The sequence below is a fragment of the endosymbiont of Ridgeia piscesae genome, from assembly GCF_001443665.1.
Classification (GTDB): Bacteria; Pseudomonadota; Gammaproteobacteria; order Chromatiales; family Chromatiaceae; genus Endoriftia; species Endoriftia persephonae.
The window spans coordinates 1-23,328 of record NZ_KQ557137.1 but is presented as its reverse complement, the minus strand read 5'-3'; the positions used below and the strand labels follow the sequence as shown (position 1 = coordinate 23,328).

Below are 23,328 nucleotides of genomic sequence, written 5' to 3'. Positions count from 1 at the left end.
GAGCAGGAGTATCGACTATTTTTTCTTTGCCTGTGGGGCAAACAACGCCTCATCCAGGGGTTGGTTGAAGGATGCTGATTTGATGGTGATGACGGTGCGCCTGCCAGGCTGGTCTTGTGGCTGCATGATCATGCGGGTGGGGATGTTGCGGCCACCAAGTTTCTGCACCGCTTCAAACTTTAGCTGCCGACCGCCTGTGGGGTCATTGCAGCCGTAGGTGATGGAGACCGGGATGCCGTCGCCGCGGATCTGCTGCTGCAGCTTGCTCCAGCTGACCTTGGCGTTGGGTTTGGGCAGAGAGGTGATGGTGATGAGCGCTGTTTTGCCTTCACCCTGGCGTGCAGTGATGTGATGGGTGTAGTCATCGATCAACGAGTTGGCTTCGAGTAGATCCTGGTTGTTGAAGTCAGAACCCATCCAGGCGTCGTGCATCATCGCCGGGGAGATGGCGATCTGACGGCGTAACTTAGGGAGAAACATCGAGAGCTGGTCGCCGATCTTTAAAAATACCGTGCCCTTGGTCTTGCGTGGCGAGAGTATCTCCATGCGGAAACGGTTGTTGGGATAGTCGTCGTGGCTGACAAACTCCATGGTGCGCTGCCAATCGGGGCGGATGATCTCGAGCTTATATTGGGCGATAGTGCCGCTGGAGCGCATCAGTGCCTCGCTCTTCTGCAGCAGCGCGATCGCCTCCGGGTCGCTCTGTTCTGCAGCTAGCGGCCAGCAGAGAAGGAGTAGAAGTGCAGTTAGCAGGATACGGCTGTAGGTCATCGCCAGGTCTCCAGATCAGAACGGTTGTGTGGCCGCTTGGCCGCGCAATATAAGAATAGTCTGCTTGGCTATTATAAGCCGACTTTATGATCCTGCCGTTAGCGGCTGCTGTGGAGTCGGTTCATCGCCTGTGGCAACTCGCCTTGAATCAGGAGCTCGAGGCAGTCGGCGGCCTTGTCGATGGCATCCTCGATCTCGCTGCGCTGCTGTTTGGAGGGGCGCCCCAGTACATAGTTAGTGACCGGTCCCTTCTGCTGGGGGCGGTCGATGCCGATGCGCAGGCGCAGGAAGTCACGGCTGCCGATGGCGCTCATGATGTCGCGTAGACCGTTATGCCCGGCGTGGCCGCCGCCGCGCTTGAGGCGGGCCTGGCCGGTGGGTAGATCGAGTTCGTCATGGGCGACCAGGATCTCTTCCGGGGCGATCTTGAAGTAGCTGGCAAGACTCGACACCGACTGACCGCTGCGATTCATGAAGGTAGATGGCATCAACAGCCGGCAGTCACGTCCGCTGACGCTGATGCGGCAGAGCTGGCCATGGTGGCGCGATTCAGCGCGAAAGTTGCCGTTGTAGCGCCTGGCGAGTTGTTCGACGAACCAGAAGCCGGCGTTGTGGCGGGTCTCAGCGTAGTCGCCACCCGGGTTTCCGAGTCCGACGATGAGTTTGATGGGGTGGGCGTTGATGGGGGGCATAAACGGTTGGAGCGGGGCAGGCAGAGCCTGCCCCACAGGGCGGCAGGTTTACTCTGCAGCGCCCTCTTCAGTCTCATCCTCGTCAGTTGCGGTGTGGCCGCTATGGATGTTGACCACGATGGTGTCCTCATGCTCACTGGAGGGCAGCTCCACACCAGCGGGCAGTTTCAGCTCGGAGAGGTGGATGGCATCGCCAACGTTCATCTCGCCCATGTCGACTTCGATGAACTCGGGCAGATCCTTTGGCAGGCAGGTGATCTCCACATCACTGAGCATGTGGGAGGCCTGGCCACCCGCTTTGGTGCCGGGTGCGGATTCTTGGTTGGTGAAGTGCAGCGGCACTTGCATGCGGATCTTCTCGCCGGCGCTGATGCGCTGGAAGTCGATGTGCATGATGAACGGCTTGGCCGGGTGGCGCTGCAGATCCTTCAGCACCACCTGCTCAGTGGCGTCACCAACCTTCAGGTTGAGGATGTGGGAGTAGAAGGCCTCATGATCCAGGTGCAGGATCAGCTCGTTGTGGGCCAGCGAGATCATGGAGGGTTCCTGGTGGCCGCCGTAGATGATGCCGGGGACCATGCCGGTGCGGCGCAGGCGGCGGCTCGCACCTTTCCCTGTATCGCTCCTGGGCTGTGCAGTAATTTCAAAACTGACGGACATGTCAATCTCCTGATTAATCATTTTGATTGGATTGCGCTGCCCCGCGACCAAGACGGCGCCTGTCACGCCGGAATTCCGGCGAACGCGCGATTCTATCAGGATTGCAGGGATTTGCCAGTGGTCGTGCTGGTGACTTGAGATGTGGATTAGTCGACAAACAGCGAGCTGACCGACTCCTCGCCGCTGATGCGGCGCATAGTCTCGGCCAGCAGCTCGCCGATGCTGACCTGACGGATCCTGTCGCAGGCCGCGGCCGCATCCGAGAGCGGGATGGTGTTGGTCACCACCAGCTCGTCGAGTACCGAGTTGCTGATGTTGTCCACCGCCGGGCCGGAGAGTACCGGATGAGTGCAGTAGGCGACGACCTTGGCGGCACCATGCTCCTTGAGGGCTTGGGCGGCTTGGCAGAGGGTGCCAGCGGTGTCGACCAGGTCGTCGATCAGCACACAGCTGCGCCCCTCCACTTCGCCGATGATGTTCATCACCTTGGCCTCGTTGGGGCGTGGGCGGCGTTTGTCGATGATCGCCAGATCGGCGTCGTCGAGTCGCTTGGCCAGCGCCCGGGCGCGCACCACGCCGCCGACATCGGGGGAGACCACCATCAGGTCCGGGTGGCGCTGGCGCCAGACATCGCTGAGCAGGATCGGTGAGGCGTAGACGTTGTCTACCGGGATGTCGAAAAAGCCCTGAATCTGATCTGCGTGCAGATCGACCGTGAGCACCCGATCGGCACCGGCTGTGCTGATCATCTTGGCGGCAAGGCGGGCGGTGATCGGGACCCGGGAGGAGCGGGGGCGGCGATCCTGGCGGGCGTAGCCGAAGTAAGGGATGACAGCGGTGATGCGATTGGCCGATGAGAGACGCATCGCGTCGATCATCACCAGCAGTTCCATCAGGTTTTCGTTGGTTGGCGCTGAGGTGGGCTGGACGATAAACACGTCCCGGCCGCGCACGTTCTCTTGGATCTCGGCCATTACCTCGCCGTCACTGAAACGCCCGATTTGGGCCTTGCCGAGCGGCATGTTCAGGTGGCTGGCGATCTCACTGGAGAGGCTTGGGTTGGCGTTTCCGGAAAAAACCATCATGGCACTGGTAGGCACAGCGGACCCCCGATATCGGTCTGTTGCTAGTGTGGTTGACCGGGTGGAGCCGGCGCCCTGGGCGTCTGTGAGAGGCGACTCTGACAGGCAGCCCTATTAGATTTGGCTGGGGCGGTAGGACTCGAACCTACGTATGCCGGGATCAAAACCCGGTGCCTAGCCACTTGGCGACGCCCCAATTAACTCGAATCGATCCTGTCGAACAGCGGGGAGCGGTTGAGCCCCCGCGCGACAAAACCCTGAAATCGTTCCGGCAGCCGCGAGCATGCGCTCTCTGCCTCTGCCTGGCTGTTAAATTCGCCATAGATGCAGGCACCGGTTCCTGTCATACGGGCGGTTGTGATCTCACCCAGCCAGGCCAGCGCATCGGCGACCTGTGGATGGTGTTTTGCCACCACCGGGAGACAGTCGTTCGCTCTGTCGCCCCCCAGGAAGTCGGCTATTTTGATGTGGGGTGAGTTGCGTGTCAAATCGGCGGCACTGAAGACTTCGGCGGTGGAGACATGGCAGCCAGGATGCACGATCAGATACCAGGGGCAGTTGAGTTCCATGTCGCTGAGAGTTTCGCCAATGCCCTCGGCCCAGGCGGCGTGGCCGTGGATGAAGATGGGGACATCGGCCCCCAGCGAGAGGCCGAGCTGGGCCAGCTCCTGTTGGGACAGGTTGATGTTCCATAGTTGGTTGAGCGCGACCAGGGTGGTGGCGGCATCGGAGCTGCCGCCGCCTAGGCCGCCGCCCATCGGCAGTCGCTTGTCGATGTGGATCTCTGCTCCAAGCCGGCACTGACTGGTTTGTTGTAGCAGGTGAGCGGCGCGGACTGTCAGGTCGTGCTCGGGAGCGACGCCGGGGAGAGGGGTGTGCAGGACGATGCTGCCGTCATCGGTGGGAATGAAGTGCAGCTGGTCGGTCAGGTCGAGAAACTGAAATACTGTCTGCAATTCGTGGTAGCCATCGGCGCGCCGGCCCACCACGCGCAGCATCAGGTTCAGCTTGGCCGGCGCCGGCCAGAGGCCCTGGGAATCATTGGCGCTCATTTGCTCTGCGGGAGGCGTCCCTGTTCGCTGCCGGTAAGGCGCTTGCGTACTGGGCGGATGAAGCGGTTGCGGGGCTCCCGCTGCATTGCCTCCTGCCAGATCTGCAATGCCTCGCGATGCTGGCCAAGTTGCCAGAGTACTTCGCCGAGGTGGGCGGCTATCTCGGCGTCCTTACTCTGTTGCGCGGCCTGTTCGAGATGGTGGCGCGCCTGCTCGACATTGCCCATGCGGTACTCGACCCAGCCGATACTGTCGAGGATCGCTGGATTGTCCGGTTGCAGCGCCAGTGCGCGTTCGATGTAGCGCTTGGCCTCGTGCAGGCGTTTGGTTTTGTCAGCCAGTGTATAGCCCAGCGCATTGAGGGCGTCGGCGTGATTGGGATCCTTATCGAGAATGCGTTGCAGATCCCGTTCCATCTGTTCGATCGCACCCAGATCGGCAGCATTGATGCCGCGTGCGTAGAGTAGATCGAGGTTATCAGGATCCGCTTTCAGTGCGGTGTTGTAGATTTCCATCGCGGATGCAAAGTCGCCGGTGCTGCGTAGCAGCTCCGCCTCGATCAGGTTGATTCGAAGTTGATGTTGCGGGGTGCGCAGGCGTAGTCGTTGCAGTAGCTCGCGGGCGCGTTTGATCTCGCCTTTGTTGGTCAGCAGTCGTGCGGTGCGGATGCGGGCGTCAATTTGGTTGCCGCCGCCGCTGACCTGTTGATAGTGGCTGATGGCGTTGTCGTGCTGTTCCTGGATCTCGTTGATCAAGCCCAGATAGTAATGGGCATCGTCTTTTTTCTGACCGTGCTCGATGAGGCTGGTGAAATACTCCTTGGCCTCGTCGTAGTGTTTGAGCTGGGTCGAAAGCACGCCCAAGGCGTAGCCGATGTCGGCGTTCTCCGGTGACTGCTGATGGAGCTTGATAAAGTGCGCACGGGCCTGTTCGGTCTGATTCTGTTCCAGCAGGGTGCGGGCTAGTGTGGTGCGCAGCTTTTTGTCCGATGGGTTGTCGGCAACGGCTGCCTTGAGTTCATTTAACCCTGCATCTGGATTGCCTTGCAGGATCAGGGTACGAGCCAGTAGCAGCCGAGCCTGCGGCCAGCCGGGCTTGAGGTTGAGGGCTGTGCGGACCTGTTGTTCGGCGATGTCGTGGCGTTTAGCGTGGTTTGCGGTCACTGCGAGGGCGTAGAGTGCTGCAGGATTCTGTTGTTGTCCGGCGGTGATCTGTTGCATCAGTGCAAGCGCCTTGCCGGGGGTGTTGCTCTTCTCTGCGATTGCGGCGGCCTGCAGATAGCCGAATTTACCCTGTTGGTTGGCCAGTTCGGCAACGCGCTTCAGGTGAAACAGAGTTTTCGAGTCAGCGTTGTGTTTTGCATGCAGCAGAGCGGCGATCTGATGCGCCTTGAGTGAGTCGGGTTCGAGTTCGATCCAGAGCGTCAGGGCCTTCTCAGTGTTCTGGTGTTGATTCGATAGCAGAGCAAGGCGGCTGGCGCGTTGGGCCATTCCCGGGTTTCGAGACTGAAGTGCCGCCCGGTAAGCATGCTGGAATGCAGTCTGGCTGTCACCGCGTTGGTTGGCGATCTCTCCTACCAGGGTGTCGTAAATGAGGTCAGGAGTGAGTCTCGCCTCACCGGGTTGGGGGGCTGGGGCGGACGGGATGGTGGGCTCGCTGGGCGTGGTGGTGGGCTCGCTGGGCGTGGTGGTGGCCGCGCCGGTCGGCGGCACGGGGCCGCTTGCGCAGCCAGTCAGGATGAGTGTCAGCACTATGCTGGTTACACGAATCGACATCGGTTTTTGCAGATTCCTTGAGCGCCTGTTTCAAGCTAGTAAATAGGGATTGGCCGTTTGCTGCAAGTGAAAAAAATCGAAGTGGGGGCTCGGCTTGTATGGGGCTTGACAAAGGTTTTTTTAAACCGACAAAAAAATAGGGTGACAGGGAGGAAATATCCATTATAATGCGCGGCTCGTTTGCTGGGATTCGATCTGCCGCTGCAGGCAGCTTGACATTGCGTTTTTTGCGGAATAGGATGCCCGGCTCGCGTTTGGAGGGGTTCCCGAGTGGCCAAAGGGATCAGACTGTAAATCTGACGGCTCCGCCTTCGGAGGTTCGAATCCTCCCCCCTCCACCAGATTTTTTGATGTTGAATCGGCTTGGCGGACGTCATGCCCGGTTGGCAGTGCGGGTGTAGTTCAATGGTAGAACTTCAGCCTTCCAAGCTGACTACGTGGGTTCGATTCCCATCACCCGCTCCAAGTGTGAGCTGGTTTGCCAGATGTGGCAGATCGATCAATTTGCCCAGATAGCTCAGTTGGTAGAGCACACCCTTGGTAAGGGTGAGGTCGGCAGTTCAAATCTGCTTCTGGGCTCCATATTTGGTAACGGCGTGCGTAAGCGCGCGAATTTGTCTTTAAGAAAGTAGAGCGTGGAGAGAGCCCATGTCCAAGGAAAAATTCGAACGCACAAAGCCGCACGTTAATGTGGGCACCATTGGTCACGTTGACCACGGTAAGACCACCTTGACTGCAGCGATCACGCTGGTGCAGGCGAAGAAGTTTGGTGGCGAGCAGCGCGCCTTCGATCAGATCGACAACGCCCCGGAAGAGCGTGAGCGCGGCATCACCATTGCTACCTCGCATGTGGAGTACGAGTCTGAGAATCGCCATTACGCCCATGTGGACTGCCCCGGCCATGCTGACTATGTAAAGAATATGATCACTGGCGCGGCGCAGATGGACGGCGCAATCCTGGTGGTCTCTGCCTCAGACGGCCCGATGCCGCAGACTCGTGAGCACATCCTGCTCTCTCGTCAGGTTGGTGTGCCCTACATCATCGTCTATATGAACAAGGCCGATATGGTCGACGATGAAGAGTTGCTAGAGCTGGTTGAGATGGAGATCCGTGAGCTGCTGGACAGCTACGACTTCCCCGGCGATGACACACCTGTGATCATTGGTTCCGCGCTGAAGGCGCTGGAAGGTGATGAGTCCGATATCGGCGCTGGCTCCATTGCCAAGTTGGTCGAGGCGCTGGATACTTACATCCCCGAGCCGGAGCGTGCGATTGACGGCGCCTTCCTGATGCCCATCGAAGATGTTTTTTCCATCTCCGGTCGAGGTACCGTGGTAACCGGTCGTGTTGAGCGCGGCGTGGTCAAGGTGGGTGAAGAGGTTGAGATCGTCGGAATCAAAGAGACCGCGAAGACCACCTGCACCGGCGTTGAGATGTTCCGTAAGCTGCTGGATCAGGGAGAGGCTGGCGACAACGTGGGTGTGCTGCTGCGTGGCACCAAGCGTGAAGATGTTGAGCGCGGCCAGGTGTTGGCACATCCGGGTACCATCACCCCGCACACCCACTTCGAGTGTGAGGTGTACGTGTTGAGCAAGGATGAAGGTGGTCGTCACACCCCCTTCTTTGCCAACTACCGTCCGCAGTTCTACTTCCGTACTACCGACGTGACCGGTGCCTGCGACCTTCCCGAGGGCGTGGAGATGGTGATGCCGGGTGACAACGTCAAGATGACGGTAAAATTGATCGCGCCGATCGCAATGGAAGAGGGCCTGCGTTTCGCTATCCGTGAGGGTGGTCGTACCGTGGGTGCCGGCGTGGTTTCGAAGATCATTGAGTAATTGCTTTGGTCTTTAGGAGGGCTGGACAGGGTCGTCCGGTCATCTGTTTCTAGGCCAGTGGCTCAATTGGTAGAGCAGCGGTCTCCAAAACCGCAGGTTGGGGGTTCGAGTCCCTCCTGGCCTGCCATTTTTATGGCATATCTTGTGGGTCTTACCTGTTGAATACGAACGCCAGTTCTCCTGCTGAAGGTTCCTCGATGGATACGGTCAAGCTGCTGCTGGCAGCTGCTCTTATCGTTGCGGCGATCCTTGGTTTTTACTATTTCGATGCCCATTCTCAGTTGCTGCGTGTGCTTGGGATGCTGCTCGTGGTGGGGGGTGCGGTAGCGATCGCCTATCAGACTGCGGTGGGGCGCACCGTCTGGCAGTTCGCCTCAGATTCCAAGGTCGAAGTTCGTAGGGTGGTCTGGCCAAGTCGTCAGGAGACAGTGCAGACAACCCTGATTGTCTTCGTGATGGTGCTGATTATGGGTTTTGTGCTCTGGATGTTTGACATGATGCTGGGTTGGGTGTTGCGCACCCTCACCGGAGGCTGATCATGGCGATGCGTTGGTATGTGGTGCATGCCTATTCTGGGTTCGAAGCGCAGGTTCAGCGTTCGCTGAAGGAGCGCGTCGCTCGTTTTGGAATGGAAGGCAAGTTTGGCGAGGTTCTCGTGCCCACCGAAGAGGTGGTGGAGATGCGCGCCGGGCAGCAGCGCAAGAGTGAGCGGAAGTTCTTTCCAGGTTATGTGTTGGTACAGATGGAGATGACCGACGAGACCTGGCATCTGGTCAAAGATGTGCCAAAGGTTCTGGGGTTTATTGGCGGTACCGGCGATCGCCCGGCGCCAATCACCGACAAGGAAGCCGATGCGATTCTGCAGCGTGTGCAGGAAGGGGTCGAGAAGCCACGTCCGAAGGTGCTGTTTGAGCCGGGTGAGGTGGTGCGTGTTGTTGATGGTCCCTTCAATGATTTCAGTGGCGTGGTTGAGGAAGTCGACTACGAAAAAAGCCGCCTCAAGGTTTCTGTTCTGATCTTTGGGCGCTCCACTCCTGTGGATTTGGAGTTCGGGCAGGTCGAAAAGGGCTGACGTCTTTTCGGGTTTTGTGTTGTGGGGCATGGTTGCGAGTTGGGCGGCAGCCTCGCTGCAACTCATGACGGGTCCGCGCGCGAAATTCACTACTCAAAATTTATGTAGGGGAGCCTGGATGAGAGTTCCGGGCGCTTGCACCCATAGTGAGGTAAATCATGGCTAAAAAAATCGAAGCTTATATCAAGCTTCAGGTTGCCGCAGGTGAGGCAAACCCGAGTCCTCCGGTTGGTCCGGCTCTGGGCCAGCACGGCGTTAACATCATGGAATTCTGTAAGGCGTTTAACGCCAAGACTCAGTCCATGGAAAAGGGGATGCCGATCCCCGTGGTGATCACGGTCTATAATGACCGTTCCTTTACCTTTATCACTAAAACGCCACCGGCATCCGTGCTGTTGAAGAAGGCTGCGGGGCTCGCCAAAGGCAGCGCCACCCCAAATAGCGTCAAGGTTGGTAAGGTGAATCGCGAGCAGCTTGAAGAGATCGCCAAGACCAAGATGTCGGATCTGACCGCGTCGGATATGGATGCGGCCGTGCGTACCATCGCCGGTAGTGCCCGTGCGATGGGTCTTGATGTGGAGGGGGTCTAACTCATGGCAAAGTTAAGCAAGCGCGCGAAGATGATTCGTGAGAAGGTTGAGGTCGGCAGGCTCTATGCTGCAGATGAGGCGTTCTCCCTGCTGCAAGAGGTCTCCTCGGTCAAGTTTAAAGAGGCCGTCGATGTCAGCGTCAATCTGGGTGTCGATCCGCGTAAGTCCGACCAGGTAGTGCGTGGTTCCACAGTGTTGCCCCATGGTACCGGTAAGACAGTGCGGGTTGCTGTATTCACCCAGGGCGCCAATGCAGATGCCGCCAAAGAGGCGGGTGCCGATATTGTCGGTATGGAAGACCTGGCAGAGCAGATCAAGGGCGGCATGATGGATTTCGACGTGGTGGTGGCCAGTCCCGACGCGATGCGCGTGGTCGGTCAGTTGGGTCAGATCCTCGGTCCGCGCGGTCTGATGCCAAACCCGAAGGTTGGAACCGTGACCCCAAATGTTGCTGAGGCCGTGAACAACGCCAAGGCGGGTCAGGTGCGTTACCGCACCGATAAAGCGGGAATCATCCACTGCACGATCGGCAAGGTAGATTTTGATGGCGATAAGCTGAAGCAGAACCTTGAGGCGCTGCTGGGTGACTTGGTGAAAGCTAAGCCAATCGCCGCCAAGGGTGTCTACATGAAGAAGATTGCCGTCTCCTCGACCATGGGGCCGGGGGTGACGGTGGACCAGGCCAGTCTGACTTTCTAATTGGTTTGGCGAGGCGTTCGCAGTGCGGGCGCCTCACAGCAAGCTTTGGGGTGCCGCGAAAGCGGTGCCGTCAAAGACCGCAGGTGTGCCGCAAGGTGCTTAATCAAAGCCTGCGCAGGCGGAGCACCCCGAATCAGGATTTCTCCTGATGATGGTGCGCGTTTAAGTGCGATGTGTTAAGCATCGTTTATGTGTAAACAGGAGCGGTTAGCTGCTCCTAGTTGTCAGGAGGTGACGACTTTGGCACTCAATCTCGAGCAGAAAAAAGTCATCGTCGCCGAGGTCAATGACGTAGCAAACAGTGCCTTGTCCGCTGTTGCCGCAGAGTACCGGGGCCTGACCGTCGAAGAGATGACCGAGTTGCGCAAACAGGCGCGCGACAATGGTGTCTACCTTCGCGTGGTCAAGAACAGTCTCGCAAAGCGTGCAGTGGAAGGTACCGAGTTCGAATGCATGCAGGAAGGTCTGACGGGTCCGTTAGTCCTTGCCTTCTCGCAGGAGGATCCGGGTGCTGCAGCTCGCGTCATTAAGGACTTTGCCAAGGAGCATGCGCGTCTTGAGGTGAAGCTGGTTTCCATCGGTGGTCAGTTGTTGGCTGCCTCTGAGCTGGAGACCCTCGCCAAGATGCCGACCTACGACCAGGCTATCAGCATGCTGATGGCGGTCATGAAGGCTCCGGTAGAGAAGCTGGCCCGCACCATGAAAGAGGTGCCCGGCAAGCTGGTCCGGACTGTTGCGGCAATCAAGGACGCCAAAGAGGCGGCCTGATCGACTTATCGTTATTACAACTTTTGTGCTATTCAATTTTAGGAGTTAACCAATGGCCGTTTCTAAAGAAGAGATCCTAGAGGCTATTGCCGAGATGTCCGTGATGGACGTCGTTTCGCTGATCGAAGCGATGGAAGAGAAGTTCGGCGTGACTGCCGCTGCCGCTGTTGCAGCTGCCCCCGCTGCAGCTGGTGAGGCTGCCGCAGCCGAAGAGAAGACCGAGTTCGACGTGGTGCTGACCGACTTCGGCGGCAACAAAATTGCTGTGATCAAGGCTGTGCGTGCTATGACCGGTCTGGGTCTGAAGGAAGCGAAAGCAGCTGTAGAAGGCGTGCCAACCACGCTGAAGGAAGCCGTCTCCAAGGAGGAGGCTGAAGAAGCAGTTAAGCAGATTGAAGAGGCAGGCGCCACGGCAGAGATTAAATAATTCTGCTTGTATTAGTCTGCAACGAGCCGGGCAAGGGCTGGTGGTGTAATGCCACCGGCCTTTTCCCGCTTGTCGGCGTGATCCTCAACGCAGGGTCGACAGGAAGTCAAACAGGCGAATGCCAATATGAGCTCAGTCGGATCATGAGCCCGGTATCGCATCATTCATTTAGCCTAAGACACTGAGGGCGGCAGCATGGCCTATTCTTTCACCGAGAAAAAGCGTATCCGCAAAGACTTCGGTAAGCGCACTAGTATTCTCGACGTCCCGTTTCTGCTTGCGACGCAGATCGAATCCTTCCGTGACTTTCTCCAGCAGGGTGTACCGCTGGAAAAGCGTAAGGATGTTGGCTTGCATGCCGCTTTCAAATCAGTATTACCGATTGTCAGTTACTCTGGCAATGCAGTGCTGGAGTATGTGAACTACCGTTTGGGTGAGCCGGTCTTCGATGTCCGCGAGTGTCAACTGCGCGGCACCACCTATGCTGCCCCTCTTCGGGTTCTTGTTCGGCTGGTGATCTACGATAAGGAGGCGCCGGCGGGTTCCAATGTGGTCAAGGATATCCGCGAGCAAGAGGTCTACATGGGTGAAATGCCCCTGATGACCGACACGGGTACCTTTGTCATCAACGGTACCGAGCGGGTTATCGTCTCTCAGTTGCACCGCTCCCCGGGTGTCTTCTTCGATCACGACAAGGGTAAGACCCACTCCTCGGGTAAGCTGCTGTTTTCTGCTCGGGTGATCCCCTATCGTGGTTCCTGGCTCGACTTTGAGTTCGACCCGAAAGACAACGTCTTCGTTCGTATCGATCGTCGCCGCAAGCTGCCTGCGACGGTACTGCTGCGCGCCCTGGGTTACGACACCGAGCAGATACTCGGGATGTTTTTCGAGACCGACACCTTCAGCCTGACCAAGCGCACAGTGAAAGTTAATCTGGTGCCCGAGCGGCTGCGCGGTGAGACTGTCTCCTTCGATATCAAGGTGGGTGATGAGGTCATCGTGGAAGCGGGGCGTCGTATCACTGCACGTCATATCCGCCAGCTAGATAAGGCTGGTGTCAGCAAGCTCGATGTGACTCGCGAATACATGGTCGGGCGCACCCTGGCCCATAATGTGGTCGACAAGGAGACAGGTGAGCTACTCGCCGACGCCAATACTGAGATCACCGATGAGATGATGGATCTGCTGGTCGAGAAGGGCGTGAAGAAGATCCAGACCATCTTCACCAACGACCTCGATCATGGCCCTTTCATCTCCGATACTTTGCGTATCGATTCCACCAGTAACGAACTGGAGGCACAGGTGGAGATCTACCGGATGATGCGTCCGGGTGAGCCGCCGACCAAAGAGGCGGCGCAGAATCTGTTCAATAATCTCTTTTTCACCGCCGAACGCTACGATCTCTCCGCAGTAGGCCGCATGAAATTTAACCGTCGCCTGGGCCGCGAGGAGTCGGTGGGTGAAGGCGTGTTGTCGAAAGAAGATATCAGCGATGTGCTGAAGGAGCTGATCAACATCCGCAACGGTAATGGTGTGGTGGATGACATCGATCACCTCGGCAACCGCCGTATTCGTTGTGTTGGCGAGATGGCGGAGAACCAGTTCCGTGTTGGCTTGGTGCGCGTTGAGCGTGCAGTCAAGGAGCGCCTGACCCAGGCGGAGTCGGAAGGCTTGATGCCGCAGGAGCTGATTAATGCCAAGCCGGTCTCGGCAGCGGTCAAAGAGTTCTTCGGTTCCAGCCAGCTCTCCCAGTTTATGGATCAGAACAACCCGCTCTCCGAGGTCACCCACAAAAGGCGTGTCTCGGCACTGGGGCCGGGTGGCTTGGCCCGCGAGCGTGCCGGCTTCGAAGTTCGCGACGTGCACCCGACCCACTACGGCCGAGTCTGCCCGATCGAGACTCCGGAAGGCCCCAACATCGGTTTGATCAACTCGTTGGCGGTCTATGCCCGAACCAATAAATACGGTTTTCTCGAGACCCCTTACCGCAAGGTGGTGGGCGGCAAGGTGACCGATCAGATCGACTACCTCTCGGCTATCGAAGAGGGGCGTTATGTCATCGCTCAGGCCAGCGCATCGACCGATGCAGAGGGCAATCTGACCGATGATCTGGTCTCTTCCCGTCATCAGAATGAGTTCACCCTCTCTGTTGCGGACAAGGTGCAGTACATCGACGTCTCTCCCAAGCAGATCGTCTCGGTGGCGGCCTCGATGATTCCGTTTCTGGAGCACGATGATGCCAACCGCGCCTTGATGGGCTCCAACATGCAGCGCCAGGCGGTGCCGACCCTGCGTGCAGAAAAACCCTTGGTGGGTACCGGTATGGAGCGCACCGTGGCGGTCGATTCCGGTGTGACCGTGGTGGCCAAGCGTGGTGGTGAGATTGAGACTGTCGATGCAGCGCGCATCGTGGTGCGGGTCAACGATGACGAGACTGAGGCGGGTGAGTCGGGTGTCGATATTTACAACCTCACCAAGTACACCCGCTCCAACCAGAACACCTGCATCAACCAGCGGCCATTGGTGAAAGTGGGCAACACGATCGCCCGCGGTGACGTGTTGGCCGACGGCCCCTCCACCGACATGGGCGAGCTGGCGCTGGGCCAGAACCTGCGCGTCGCCTTCATGCCCTGGAACGGCTACAATTTCGAGGACTCGATCTTGATCTCCGAGCGAGTTGTCGAAGAGGATCGCTTTACCTCGATCCATATTGAAGAGCTCACCTGCATGGCCCGCGACACCAAGCTGGGTCCGGAGGAGATCACTGGTGATATCCCCAATGTGGGCGAGGCGGCACTCTCCAAGCTGGATGAGTCGGGCATCGTCTACATCGGCGCCGAGGTGAAAGAGGGTGACATCCTGGTCGGCAAGGTCACGCCCAAGGGCGAGAGTCAGCTGACCCCGGAAGAGAAGCTGTTGCGGGCGATCTTTGGCGAGAAGGCCTCAGACGTGAAGGACACCTCCCTGCGCGTTTCTTCCGGCGTGGTTGGTACGGTTATCGATGTGCAGGTCTTCACCCGTGATGGAGTGGAGAAGGACGCCCGCGCCCTGTCTATCGAAGAGATGGAAATGGCGAGTGTACGCAAGGATCTTGACGACCAACTGCGCATCATGGAGGAGGATACCTTCCAGCGTGTTGAGCGGATGCTGCTTGGCAAGATCGCCGAGGGTGGCCCGAACCAGCTCAAGGCGGGGGCCAAGGTCACCAAGTCCTACCTCGCTGATCTGGATCGCGACAAGTGGTTGGAGATCCGTCTGCGCAATGAAGAGGCGGTGGCGCAGCTTGAAGCGATCGCAGAACAGATCAAGGCGCAGCGTGAGCTGTTCCGTGAAAAATTCGAGGAGAAGAAGCGCAAGCTCACTTCCGGCGATGATCTCGCTCCCGGCGTGCTGAAGATGGTCAAGGTCTATGTGGCACTGAAGCGCCGCATTCAGCCCGGTGACAAGATGGCGGGGCGCCATGGTAACAAGGGTGTTATCTCTAACGTGGTGCCGGTGGAGGATATGCCGTTCGATGAGCACGGCGAGCCGGTCGATATCGTGCTCAATCCGCTGGGTGTACCCTCGCGCATGAACGTTGGTCAGGTGCTGGAGACCCATCTCGGCTTCGCCGCCAAGGGGGTCGGGCGCAAGATCGGCGCGATGCTGCAGGCCCAGGCGAAGGTCGCCGAGCTGCGTGAGTTCCTCGATAAGGTCTACAACACCAGCGGCAAGCGTGAAGATCTCGACTCCCTCACCGATGAAGAGGTGGTGACGCTATGTGGCAACCTCCGCGAAGGCGTGCCGATGGCCACACCGGTCTTCGATGGTGCCCACGAGTCTGAAATCCACCACATGCTGGAGCTGGGTGGACTGCCGCAGAGCGGTCAGCTGACCCTGTTCGATGGTCGTACCGGCGACGCCTTCGAGCGTCAGGTCACGGTTGGTTACATGTACATGCTGAAGCTCAACCATCTGGTGGACGACAAGATGCATGCCCGCTCCACAGGCCCCTACAGCCTGGTTACTCAGCAGCCACTGGGTGGTAAGGCGCAGTTCGGTGGTCAGCGCTTCGGTGAGATGGAGGTCTGGGCGTTGGAAGCCTATGGCGCCGCCTACACCCTGCAGGAGATGCTCACGGTCAAGTCCGACGACGTTAATGGCCGTACCCGCATGTATAAGAATATTGTCGACGGCAATCATCAGATGGAAGCGGGGATGCCGGAATCGTTCAATGTGTTGGTCAAGGAGATCCGCTCCCTCGCCATTAACATTGAACTGGAACAGGACTAATACGGAGTCACTACCTTGAAAGATCTTCTGAACATTCTGAAGCAGCAGGGGCAGACTGAGGAATTCGATGCGATTCGCATCGGTTTGGCCTCCCCTGACATGATCCGGTCCTGGTCCTATGGCGAAGTAAAGAAGCCAGAGACCATCAACTACCGTACCTTCAAACCGGAGCGCGATGGCCTGTTCTGCGCCAAGATCTTCGGCCCGGTGAGTGACTATGAGTGCCTGTGCGGCAAGTACAAGCGTCTCAAGCACCGTGGCGTGGTGTGCGAGAAGTGCGGCGTTGAAGTGACCCTGGCCAAGGTGCGCCGCGAGCGCATGGGTCACATCGAACTGGCCAGTCCGGTGGCGCACATCTGGTTCCTCAAGTCGTTGCCGTCGCGCATCGGCCTGCTGATGGACATGACGCTGCGCGATATCGAGCGGGTGCTCTACTTTGAGTCGTTCGTCGTGGTTGACCCCGGCATGACGCCGTTGGAGCGCAGTCAGCTGCTAACCGATGAGCAGTATCTGGAGGCGCTTGAAGAGAATGGTGATGAATTTGATGCGCGCATGGGCGCCGAGGCGGTCTATGAGTTGCTCAAGACCATCGACATCCCGGAGGAGATCAAGCGTCTGCGGGAGGATATCGAGGGCACCAATTCCGAGACCAAGATCAAGAAGTTTACCAAGCGGCTGAAGCTGCTGGAGTCGCTCAATCAGTCTGGCAATCGCCCCGAGTGGATGGTGATGACTGTGCTGCCGGTGTTGCCGCCGGAACTGCGTCCGCTGGTGCCGCTGGATGGTGGTCGGTTTGCCACCTCCGATCTAAACGATCTCTACCGTCGGGTGATCAACCGCAACAACCGTCTGAAGCGGCTGCTTGATCTGAATGCCCCCGATATCATCGTGCGCAACGAGAAGCGCATGTTGCAGGAGTCGGTGGATGCGCTGCTCGACAACGGTCGCCGCGGACGCGCCATTACCGGCACCAACCGTCGCCCGCTGAAGTCGCTGGCCGACATGATCAAGGGTAAGCAGGGGCGCTTTCGTCAGAATCTGTTGGGTAAACGTGTCGATTATTCCGGGCGTTCGGTCATCGTGGTCGGCCCAACCCTCAAGCTGCACCAGTGCGGCCTGCCGAAGAAGATGGCGCTGGAACTGTTCAAGCCGTTTATCTTCTCCAAGCTGCAGCTGCGTGGCCTGGCTACCACCATCAAGGCAGCGAAGAAGCTGGTGGAACGCGGTACCACCGAGGTCTGGGATATCCTCGAAGAGGTGATCCGCGAGCACCCGGTGATGCTTAATCGCGCACCAACCTTGCACCGTCTCGGCATCCAGGCGTTTGAGCCGGTGCTGGTGGAGGGTAAGGCGATCAACCTGCATCCGCTGGTTTGCACCGCCTTCAATGCTGACTTTGATGGCGACCAGATGGCGGTGCATGTGCCACTCTCGCTGGAGGCGCAGCTCGAGGCGCGCAGCCTGATGATGGCGACCAACAACATTCTCTCTCCGGCCAACGGCGACCCGATCATCGTGCCTTCTCAGGACGTGGTGCTGGGGCTCTACTTCATGACCCGCGAGCGGGTCAACGCCAAGGGCGAGGGCATGGCCTTCGCCGATATCGAAGAGGCCAAGCGTGCCTACGATGCTGGCCAGGCCGACTTGCAGGCGCGGGTCAAGGTGCGCATCCGTGAGGTCGAGATCGGCGAGGATGGCAGTCGCCGTGAAAAATATTCGATCATCGATAGCACGGTTGGTCGGGCTATCGTATTTGAGATCGTGCCCGACGGGCTGCCCTTCTCGCTGGTGGATCAGCCGATGGGTAAGAAGGCGATCTCTAACCTGATCAATGCCTCCTATCGTCGCCTCGGTCTGAAAGACACCGTGGTGTTCGCCGACCAGTTGATGTACATGGGTTTCCGTTTTGCGACTCGGGCTGCGGTCTCTTTCTGCGCCAACGATATGGTGGTGCCGGAGGAGAAGACCGAGATCCTGGCGCGGGCGGAGGAGGAGGTCAAGGAGATCGAGAATCAGTACATCTCCGGTCTGGTGACCAACGGCGAGCGCTACAACAAGGTGGTGGATATCTGGTCCCACACTAATGACCAGGTGGCCAAGGCGATGATGGCTAAGCTCGGCAAGCGGAAGGTCACCGATCATGAGGGCAACGAGGTTGAACAGGACTCCTTCAACTCGGTCTACATGATGGCGGATTCTGGCGCGCGTGGTTCCGCTGCCCAGATTCGCCAGCTGGCGGGTATGCGAGGCCTGATGGCCAAGCCCGACGGCTCGATCATTGAGACACCGATCACCGCCAACTTCCGTGAGGGGCTCGACGTACTGCAGTACTTCATCTCCACCCATGGCGCACGTAAGGGTCTGGCCGACACCGCGCTGAAGACGGCTAACTCCGGTTACCTGACGCGTCGACTGGTCGATGTGGCGCAGGACATGGTGGTGCTGGAGGAAGATTGCGGCACTGAAGAGGGGCTGGTGATGCAGCCGATCATCGAAGGTGGTGACGTGGTCGAACCGTTGCGCGAGCGTATCCTCGGACGCGTAACCGCCGTCGATCTTTACCGCCCCGGCAGCGATGAGCTGGTCTGCGAAGCCGGCACACTGCTCGATGAGGAGTGGGTTGATACCCTGGAGCGGGTTGGTATTGACCAGGTAGTGGTGCGTTCTGCCATCACCTGCAAGGCCCGGGTCGGTGTCTGTGCCCAGTGTTATGGTCGAGATCTGGCGCGAGGTCATCGGGTGAATCAGGGTGAGGCGGTTGGTGTTATTGCTGCCCAGTCGATCGGCGAGCCCGGCACCCAGCTGACCATGCGTACCTTCCATATCGGTGGCGCCGCGTCACGTTCTGCGGCAGTCAACAATATTCAGGTGAAGACCGGCGGTACTGTGCGGCTGCACAACATCAAGACGGTCAAGCATGCGGCAGGGCACTTGGTGGCGACATCACGCTCCGGTGAGCTGACCGTAGTTGATGAGGTAGGGCGTGAGCGCGAGCGCTACAAGGTGCCCTACGGTGCAACCCTGCAGGTGGCCGACGAGTCGCCGGTGGAAGGCGGTCAGATCGTCGCCAACTGGGATCCGCATACTCACCCGGTTATTACCGAGGTGGAGGGCACCCTGGTGTTTGTCGACTTCGTCGACGGCGTCACCGTGCAGAGTCAGGTGGACGATGTCACGGGCCTTAGCTCGCTGGTGGTCATAGATCCAAAACAGCGGCCTGCGGCGGGCAAGGATATCCGTCCGATGGTCAAACTGGTTGATGCCGAAGGCAATGACCTGAATATCGCTGGCACCGATATCCCTGCCCACTACTTTCTGCCGTCTGAGGCGATTGTCGGTGTGCAGGATGGTGCCGCAGTGGGCGTTGGTGACGTGTTGGCGCGTATCCCGCAGGAGTCCTCCAAGACCCGTGATATCACTGGTGGTTTGCCGCGTGTTGCAGATCTGTTCGAGGCGCGCAAGCCGAAGGATCAGGCGATCCTCGCCGAAGCTACCGGTACCGTCAGTTTTGGTAAGGACACCAAGGGCAAGCAGCGTTTGGTGGTGACCGATTCGGAAGGCGAACAGCATGAAGAGCTGATTCCGAAATGGCGGCACGTCAACGTGTTTGAAGGTGAGCATGTGGTGAAGGGCGATGTGATCTCCGATGGCGAGCTCAATTCGCACGACATCCTGCGCTTGAAGGGCGTAACTGACCTTGCCGAATATCTGGTCAAGGAGATTCAGGACGTCTACCGGCTGCAGGGCGTGAAGATCAACGACAAGCACATCGAAGTGATCATCCGCCAGATGCTGCGTAAGGTCGAGGTCGTCAGTTCGGGCGACAGCAAATACCTCAAGGGCGAGCAGGTGGAGAAGGCTTCTCTGTTGGAGGAGGCGGAGCAGCTGCGTAAAGATGGCAAGCATCCAGCGCTCTATGAGCCGCTCCTGCTGGGCATCACCAAGGCTTCGCTGGCAACCGAGTCCTTCATCTCGGCGGCCTCCTTCCAGGAGACCACGCGAGTGCTAACTGAGGCGGCGGTGCGTGGCTCCAGCGATAGCCTTAATGGGCTTAAGGAGAACGTCATTGTCGGCCGTTTGATTCCGGCAGGTACCGGCCTCTCCTATCACAAGGATCGCCGTCGTAAGCGGATGGAGGTGGCGATGGAGGAGGAGATTAAGCCTGAGTTGGTGGCGGAAGAGGTGGAGCAGGCCTTTAAGGAGGCGCTGAACACCCCGGAAGTGGAGTAATCAGCACCTCTTTTGGCCGGCTTGGGCAGGCTTTCTTTGCTGAAGCTTGACAAGCGTGCGAACGGTGCATAGAATGCGCCGTCTTTGTGACAGGTCGGCCTATGCCGACCTGTCGCTTCTGACGCGCTAAGTCATCGCGGGTGCGGTGGTTGGGGCGAAGTTAATTGCCAGAGAATTCGATCGTTCCGGTGCTGTGAATGCGGCCGGTGGGTGTCGGCTTCTCCTTTGTTTTGTGTGATATGCAAGTGTCAACGTCCTTGGAGACGGAGTAGATGGCGACGATTAACCAGCTGGTGCGTAAGCCCAGAAAACGGAAAGTCCAGAAGAGTAATGTGCCGGCCCTGGAGGCGTGTCCGCAGCGCCGTGGTGTGTGTACACGTGTTTATACCACTACGCCGAAAAAGCCGAACTCGGCACTGCGTAAGGTGGCTCGTGTGCGCCTCACCAATGGCTACGAGGTAACCACCTACATCGGTGGTGAGGGTCACAACCTGCAGGAGCACTCGGTGGTGCTGATTCGTGGTGGTCGTGTGAAGGACCTTCCCGGTGTGCGTTATCACGTGGTGCGCGGCAGTCTCGATACCTCCGGTGTTGAGAGTCGGCGTCAGGGTCGTTCCAAGTATGGTGCCAAGCGGCCCAAGAGCTAAACAGCTGAATTTTGAGTTGAGATAGAGCAATGCCAAGAAGACGAGTAGCAGCCAAACGCGAGACCCTTCCTGATCCAAAGTTCGGAAGTGAACTGCTGGCGAAGTTCATCAACATGGTGATGGTTGATGGCAAGAAATCGGTCGCCGAGAAGATTCTCTACGGTGCGCTCGATCAGATGTCTGAGAAGCGTAGTGGTGAGCCTCTGGATGTGCTGGAGATGGCGCTGGAGAATGTTCGTCCTGCGGTTGAGGTTAAGTCCCGCCGTGTTGGTGGTGCGACCTACCAGGTTCCGGTGGAGGTGCGTCCGAGTCGACGCAATTCGCTGGCGATGCGTTGGTTGATCGATGCGGCACGCAAGCGCTCTGAGAAGTCGATGGCTCGGCGTCTCGCAGGGGAGTTGGTGGATGCCTCTGAAAACAAGGGTGCCGCGGTGAAGAAGCGCGATGACACTCATCGTATGGCTGAGGCAAACAAGGCGTTCTCGCACTATCGCTGGTAAGCAGAACTTTTTCTGCTCGCTCTTTTACAAACAGGTCTTATTGTGGCACGGAAAACTCCAATCGAGCGTTATCGCAATATTGGCATCATGGCGCACATTGATGCTGGTAAGACGACGACGACCGAACGCGTCCTATACTACACCGGTGTTTCGCACAAGATCGGTGAAGTGCATGATGGCGCGGCCACAATGGACTGGATGGAGCAGGAGCAGGAGCGCGGGATAACCATCACCTCTGCAGCCACTACCTGCTTCTGGCGCGGTATGGCTCGGCAGTTTGATGAGCACCGCATTAACATTATTGATACCCCCGGGCACGTTGATTTCACCATTGAGGTGGAGCGTTCTTTGAGGGTGCTGGACGGCGCGGTGTTTGTGCTCTGCGCGGTCGGCGGGGTGGAGCCGCAGTCAGAGACGGTCTGGCGGCAGGCGAATAAATACCACGTACCCCGGATGGCGTTCGTCAACAAGATGGATCGCATGGGGGCAGACTTCTTTCGTGTCGTCGGGCAACTTGGAAAGCGCCTTGGCGCGAATCCGGTGCCGATCCAGGTGCCGATCGGGGCGGAAGAGGGCTTCGAAGGTCTGGTCGACCTGATTAAGATGAAGTCGATTGTCTGGAGCGAAGATAACATGGGTGTGGATTTCACCTATGAGGCGATTCCGGATGATCTCATCGATACCTGCAATGAGTGTCGCGAGCGGATGGTCGAGGCGGCTGCTGAGGCCAACGAAGAGTTGACGGAGAGGTACCTGGAGCAGGGTGATCTCTCTGAAGCGGATGTCATTGAAGGGTTGCGACTGCGCACCCTAAATCTAGAGATTGTTCCAGTCACGCTGGGGTCCGCATTTAAGAACAAAGGTGTTCAGGCAGTGCTCGATAAAGTAATCGAGTTGATGCCCTCGCCGGTCGACGTGCCAGCTATTCGTGGTGTGTTGGATGATGGCGAGACCGAGGAAGAGCGCCACGCATCGGATGATGAGCCGTTTGCGGCGCTAGCCTTCAAGATTGCAACCGATCCATTTGTTGGGTCGCTGACCTTTTTTCGGGTCTATTCTGGGGTGTTGAAGTCTGGTGATAGCGTCTTCAATCCGGTAAAGGGAAAGAAGGAACGCATCGGCCGCATCCTGCAGATGCACGCCAACTCCCGTGAGGAGATAAAAGAGGTGCGCGCAGGCGATATTGCGGCAGCAGTAGGCCTCAAGCAGGTTACCACTGGCGATACCCTGTGTGATCTCAAGCAGGTGGTCACTCTGGAGCGCATGGAGTTTCCTGAGCCGGTGATCGCGGTGGCCGTGGAGCCCCGCACCAAGGCAGACCAAGAGAAGATGGGGGTCGCGCTGTCGAAGTTGGCGCAGGAAGATCCCTCGTTTCGCGTCTCCACCGATGAAGAGTCGGGCCAGACGATCATTGCTGGGATGGGTGAGCTGCACCTCGACATCATCGTCGATCGCATGAAGCGCGAGTTCAAGGTCGAAGCAAATGTTGGTGCGCCGCAGGTCGCTTATCGCGAAACCATTCGCAGCGCGGTCGAGCAGGAGGGCAAGTTCGTGCGGCAGTCGGGCGGACGTGGGCAATATGGCCATGTCTATCTGCGTGTCGAGCCGCGTGAGTCTGGCGCTGGCTACGAGTTTGTGAGCGAGATCGTCGGTGGTTCGGTGCCGCGTGAATACATTCCGGCCGTCGATAAAGGCGTGCAAGAGGCGATGGAGAATGGTGTAATAGCCGGCTATCCGATGGTCGACATCAAAGTCACCTTGTATGACGGATCCTATCACGACGTTGACTCCAGCGAGATGGCGTTTAAGATTGCCGGCTCGATGTGCCTGCGTGAAGCGGTGCAAAATGCCAAGCCTGTACTGCTAGAGCCGGTCATGCAGGTTGAGGTGGTGACGCCGGAAGAGTACATGGGTGATGTAATGGGCGATCTCAATAGTCGTCGTGGCATCGTTCATGGCATGGAGGATGGGGCCGCCGGCAAACAGATCAAGGCCGAGGTGCCGTTGGGCGAGATGTTCGGTTATGCGACCGACCTGCGCTCAGCCACCCAGGGGCGGGCGACCTACAGTATGGAATTCGCCAAGTATGCAGAGGTGCCGGCTAACGTCGCCGACGCCGTGATTAAGAAACAGTAACCGGGTATAGGGGTAAGAACTGTGTCCAAGGAAAAATTCGAACGCACAAAGCCGCACGTTAATGTGGGCACCATTGGTCACGTTGACCACGGTAAGACCACCTTGACTGCAGCGAT

At 58.3% G+C, this 23,328-nt stretch carries 19 protein-coding genes and 5 tRNA genes; 17 read left to right on the top strand and 7 right to left on the bottom strand.

From position 1 onward, the window contains the following. Positions 1 to 15: 15 nt before the first annotated feature. The 7 genes from Ga0074115_RS11410 to Ga0074115_RS11380 all read right to left on the bottom strand — a co-directional run bounded on the left by Ga0074115_RS11410 (position 16) and on the right by Ga0074115_RS11380 (position 6,032). Complete coding sequence (locus Ga0074115_RS11410; protein ID WP_057956154.1) at positions 16 to 771, bottom strand: outer membrane lipoprotein-sorting protein; 756 nt, start codon at positions 769 to 771, stop codon at positions 16 to 18. A gap of 98 nt (positions 772 to 869) precedes the next feature. Beyond that, the gene (gene pth, locus Ga0074115_RS11405) at positions 870 to 1,463 is read right to left on the bottom strand and encodes an aminoacyl-tRNA hydrolase (RefSeq protein WP_057956167.1); all 594 of its coding nucleotides are present in this window, start codon (positions 1,461 to 1,463) and stop codon (positions 870 to 872) included. Positions 1,464 to 1,511: 48 nt separating this feature from the next. After that, on the bottom strand, positions 1,512 to 2,123 hold the full coding sequence (locus Ga0074115_RS11400; RefSeq protein WP_060528545.1) for a 50S ribosomal protein L25/general stress protein Ctc: 612 nt from the start codon (positions 2,121 to 2,123) through the stop codon (positions 1,512 to 1,514). A gap of 146 nt (positions 2,124 to 2,269) precedes the next feature. Beyond that, complete coding sequence (locus Ga0074115_RS11395; RefSeq protein ID WP_005966635.1) at positions 2,270 to 3,223, bottom strand: ribose-phosphate diphosphokinase; 954 nt, start codon at positions 3,221 to 3,223, stop codon at positions 2,270 to 2,272. Positions 3,224 to 3,326: 103 nt separating this feature from the next. After that, positions 3,327 to 3,401 (bottom strand) — tRNA-Gln (locus Ga0074115_RS11390). 1 nt (position 3,402) lies between these two features. Next, positions 3,403 to 4,257, bottom strand: coding sequence for a 4-(cytidine 5'-diphospho)-2-C-methyl-D-erythritol kinase (gene ispE / locus Ga0074115_RS11385; protein ID WP_057956151.1), 855 nt, complete (start codon positions 4,255 to 4,257; stop codon positions 3,403 to 3,405). Further along, a complete protein-coding gene (locus Ga0074115_RS11380) occupies positions 4,254 to 6,032 on the bottom strand; it encodes a tetratricopeptide repeat protein (protein ID WP_198295071.1) in 1,779 nt (592 codons plus the stop codon). The genes ispE and Ga0074115_RS11380 overlap by 4 nt, the downstream gene beginning before the upstream one ends. A gap of 256 nt (positions 6,033 to 6,288) precedes the next feature. Here Ga0074115_RS11380 and Ga0074115_RS11375 point away from each other — a divergent pair. The 17 genes from Ga0074115_RS11375 to Ga0074115_RS15860 all read left to right on the top strand — a co-directional run. Continuing rightward, a tRNA-Tyr gene (locus Ga0074115_RS11375) sits at positions 6,289 to 6,373 on the top strand. 50 nt (positions 6,374 to 6,423) lie between these two features. Continuing rightward, positions 6,424 to 6,497 (top strand) — tRNA-Gly (locus Ga0074115_RS11370). Positions 6,498 to 6,538: 41 nt separating this feature from the next. Beyond that, positions 6,539 to 6,614, top strand: a tRNA-Thr gene (locus Ga0074115_RS11365). A 66-nt stretch (positions 6,615 to 6,680) separates the two neighbouring features. After that, entirely contained in the window at positions 6,681 to 7,871 is a 1,191-nt protein-coding gene (tuf, locus tag Ga0074115_RS11360) for an elongation factor Tu (RefSeq protein ID WP_060528534.1), read from the top strand. Positions 7,872 to 7,922: 51 nt separating this feature from the next. Continuing rightward, positions 7,923 to 7,998 (top strand) — tRNA-Trp (locus tag Ga0074115_RS11355). 70 nt (positions 7,999 to 8,068) lie between these two features. Next, positions 8,069 to 8,407, top strand: a complete 339-nt coding sequence (gene secE, locus Ga0074115_RS11350) for a preprotein translocase subunit SecE (RefSeq protein WP_232433061.1) — start codon at positions 8,069 to 8,071, stop codon at positions 8,405 to 8,407. A 2-nt stretch (positions 8,408 to 8,409) separates the two neighbouring features. Beyond that, the gene (gene nusG, locus Ga0074115_RS11345) at positions 8,410 to 8,943 is read left to right on the top strand and encodes a transcription termination/antitermination protein NusG (RefSeq protein WP_060528532.1); all 534 of its coding nucleotides are present in this window, start codon (positions 8,410 to 8,412) and stop codon (positions 8,941 to 8,943) included. Positions 8,944 to 9,101: 158 nt separating this feature from the next. Further along, positions 9,102 to 9,533: a 50S ribosomal protein L11 gene (gene rplK, locus Ga0074115_RS11340; RefSeq protein WP_057956236.1), complete on the top strand. Its 432-nt coding sequence runs from the start codon at positions 9,102 to 9,104 to the stop codon at positions 9,531 to 9,533. 3 nt (positions 9,534 to 9,536) lie between these two features. Continuing rightward, on the top strand, positions 9,537 to 10,232 hold the full coding sequence (gene rplA / locus Ga0074115_RS11335; RefSeq protein WP_060528531.1) for a 50S ribosomal protein L1: 696 nt from the start codon (positions 9,537 to 9,539) through the stop codon (positions 10,230 to 10,232). Positions 10,233 to 10,472: 240 nt separating this feature from the next. Beyond that, entirely contained in the window at positions 10,473 to 11,000 is a 528-nt protein-coding gene (gene rplJ / locus Ga0074115_RS11330) for a 50S ribosomal protein L10 (RefSeq protein ID WP_006475793.1), read from the top strand. 52 nt (positions 11,001 to 11,052) lie between these two features. After that, complete coding sequence (gene rplL, locus Ga0074115_RS11325; RefSeq protein ID WP_005965396.1) at positions 11,053 to 11,427, top strand: 50S ribosomal protein L7/L12; 375 nt, start codon at positions 11,053 to 11,055, stop codon at positions 11,425 to 11,427. Positions 11,428 to 11,622: 195 nt separating this feature from the next. After that, a complete protein-coding gene (gene rpoB / locus Ga0074115_RS11320; RefSeq protein ID WP_005965394.1) occupies positions 11,623 to 15,699 on the top strand; it encodes a DNA-directed RNA polymerase subunit beta in 4,077 nt (1,358 codons plus the stop codon). A gap of 15 nt (positions 15,700 to 15,714) precedes the next feature. Further along, the gene (gene rpoC / locus Ga0074115_RS11315) at positions 15,715 to 19,929 is read left to right on the top strand and encodes a DNA-directed RNA polymerase subunit beta' (RefSeq protein WP_060528530.1); all 4,215 of its coding nucleotides are present in this window, start codon (positions 15,715 to 15,717) and stop codon (positions 19,927 to 19,929) included. 272 nt (positions 19,930 to 20,201) lie between these two features. Then, on the top strand, positions 20,202 to 20,576 hold the full coding sequence (gene rpsL, locus Ga0074115_RS11310) for a 30S ribosomal protein S12 (RefSeq protein WP_005965391.1): 375 nt from the start codon (positions 20,202 to 20,204) through the stop codon (positions 20,574 to 20,576). A gap of 29 nt (positions 20,577 to 20,605) precedes the next feature. Beyond that, complete coding sequence (rpsG, locus tag Ga0074115_RS11305) at positions 20,606 to 21,076, top strand: 30S ribosomal protein S7 (protein WP_060528529.1); 471 nt, start codon at positions 20,606 to 20,608, stop codon at positions 21,074 to 21,076. A 42-nt stretch (positions 21,077 to 21,118) separates the two neighbouring features. Beyond that, positions 21,119 to 23,212, top strand: coding sequence for an elongation factor G (fusA, locus tag Ga0074115_RS11300; protein WP_057956235.1), 2,094 nt, complete (start codon positions 21,119 to 21,121; stop codon positions 23,210 to 23,212). 21 nt (positions 23,213 to 23,233) lie between these two features. Continuing rightward, positions 23,234 to 23,328 (top strand): GTP-binding protein (locus tag Ga0074115_RS15860; protein WP_001978617.1); only part of this gene is annotated, 95 nt, incomplete at its 3' end.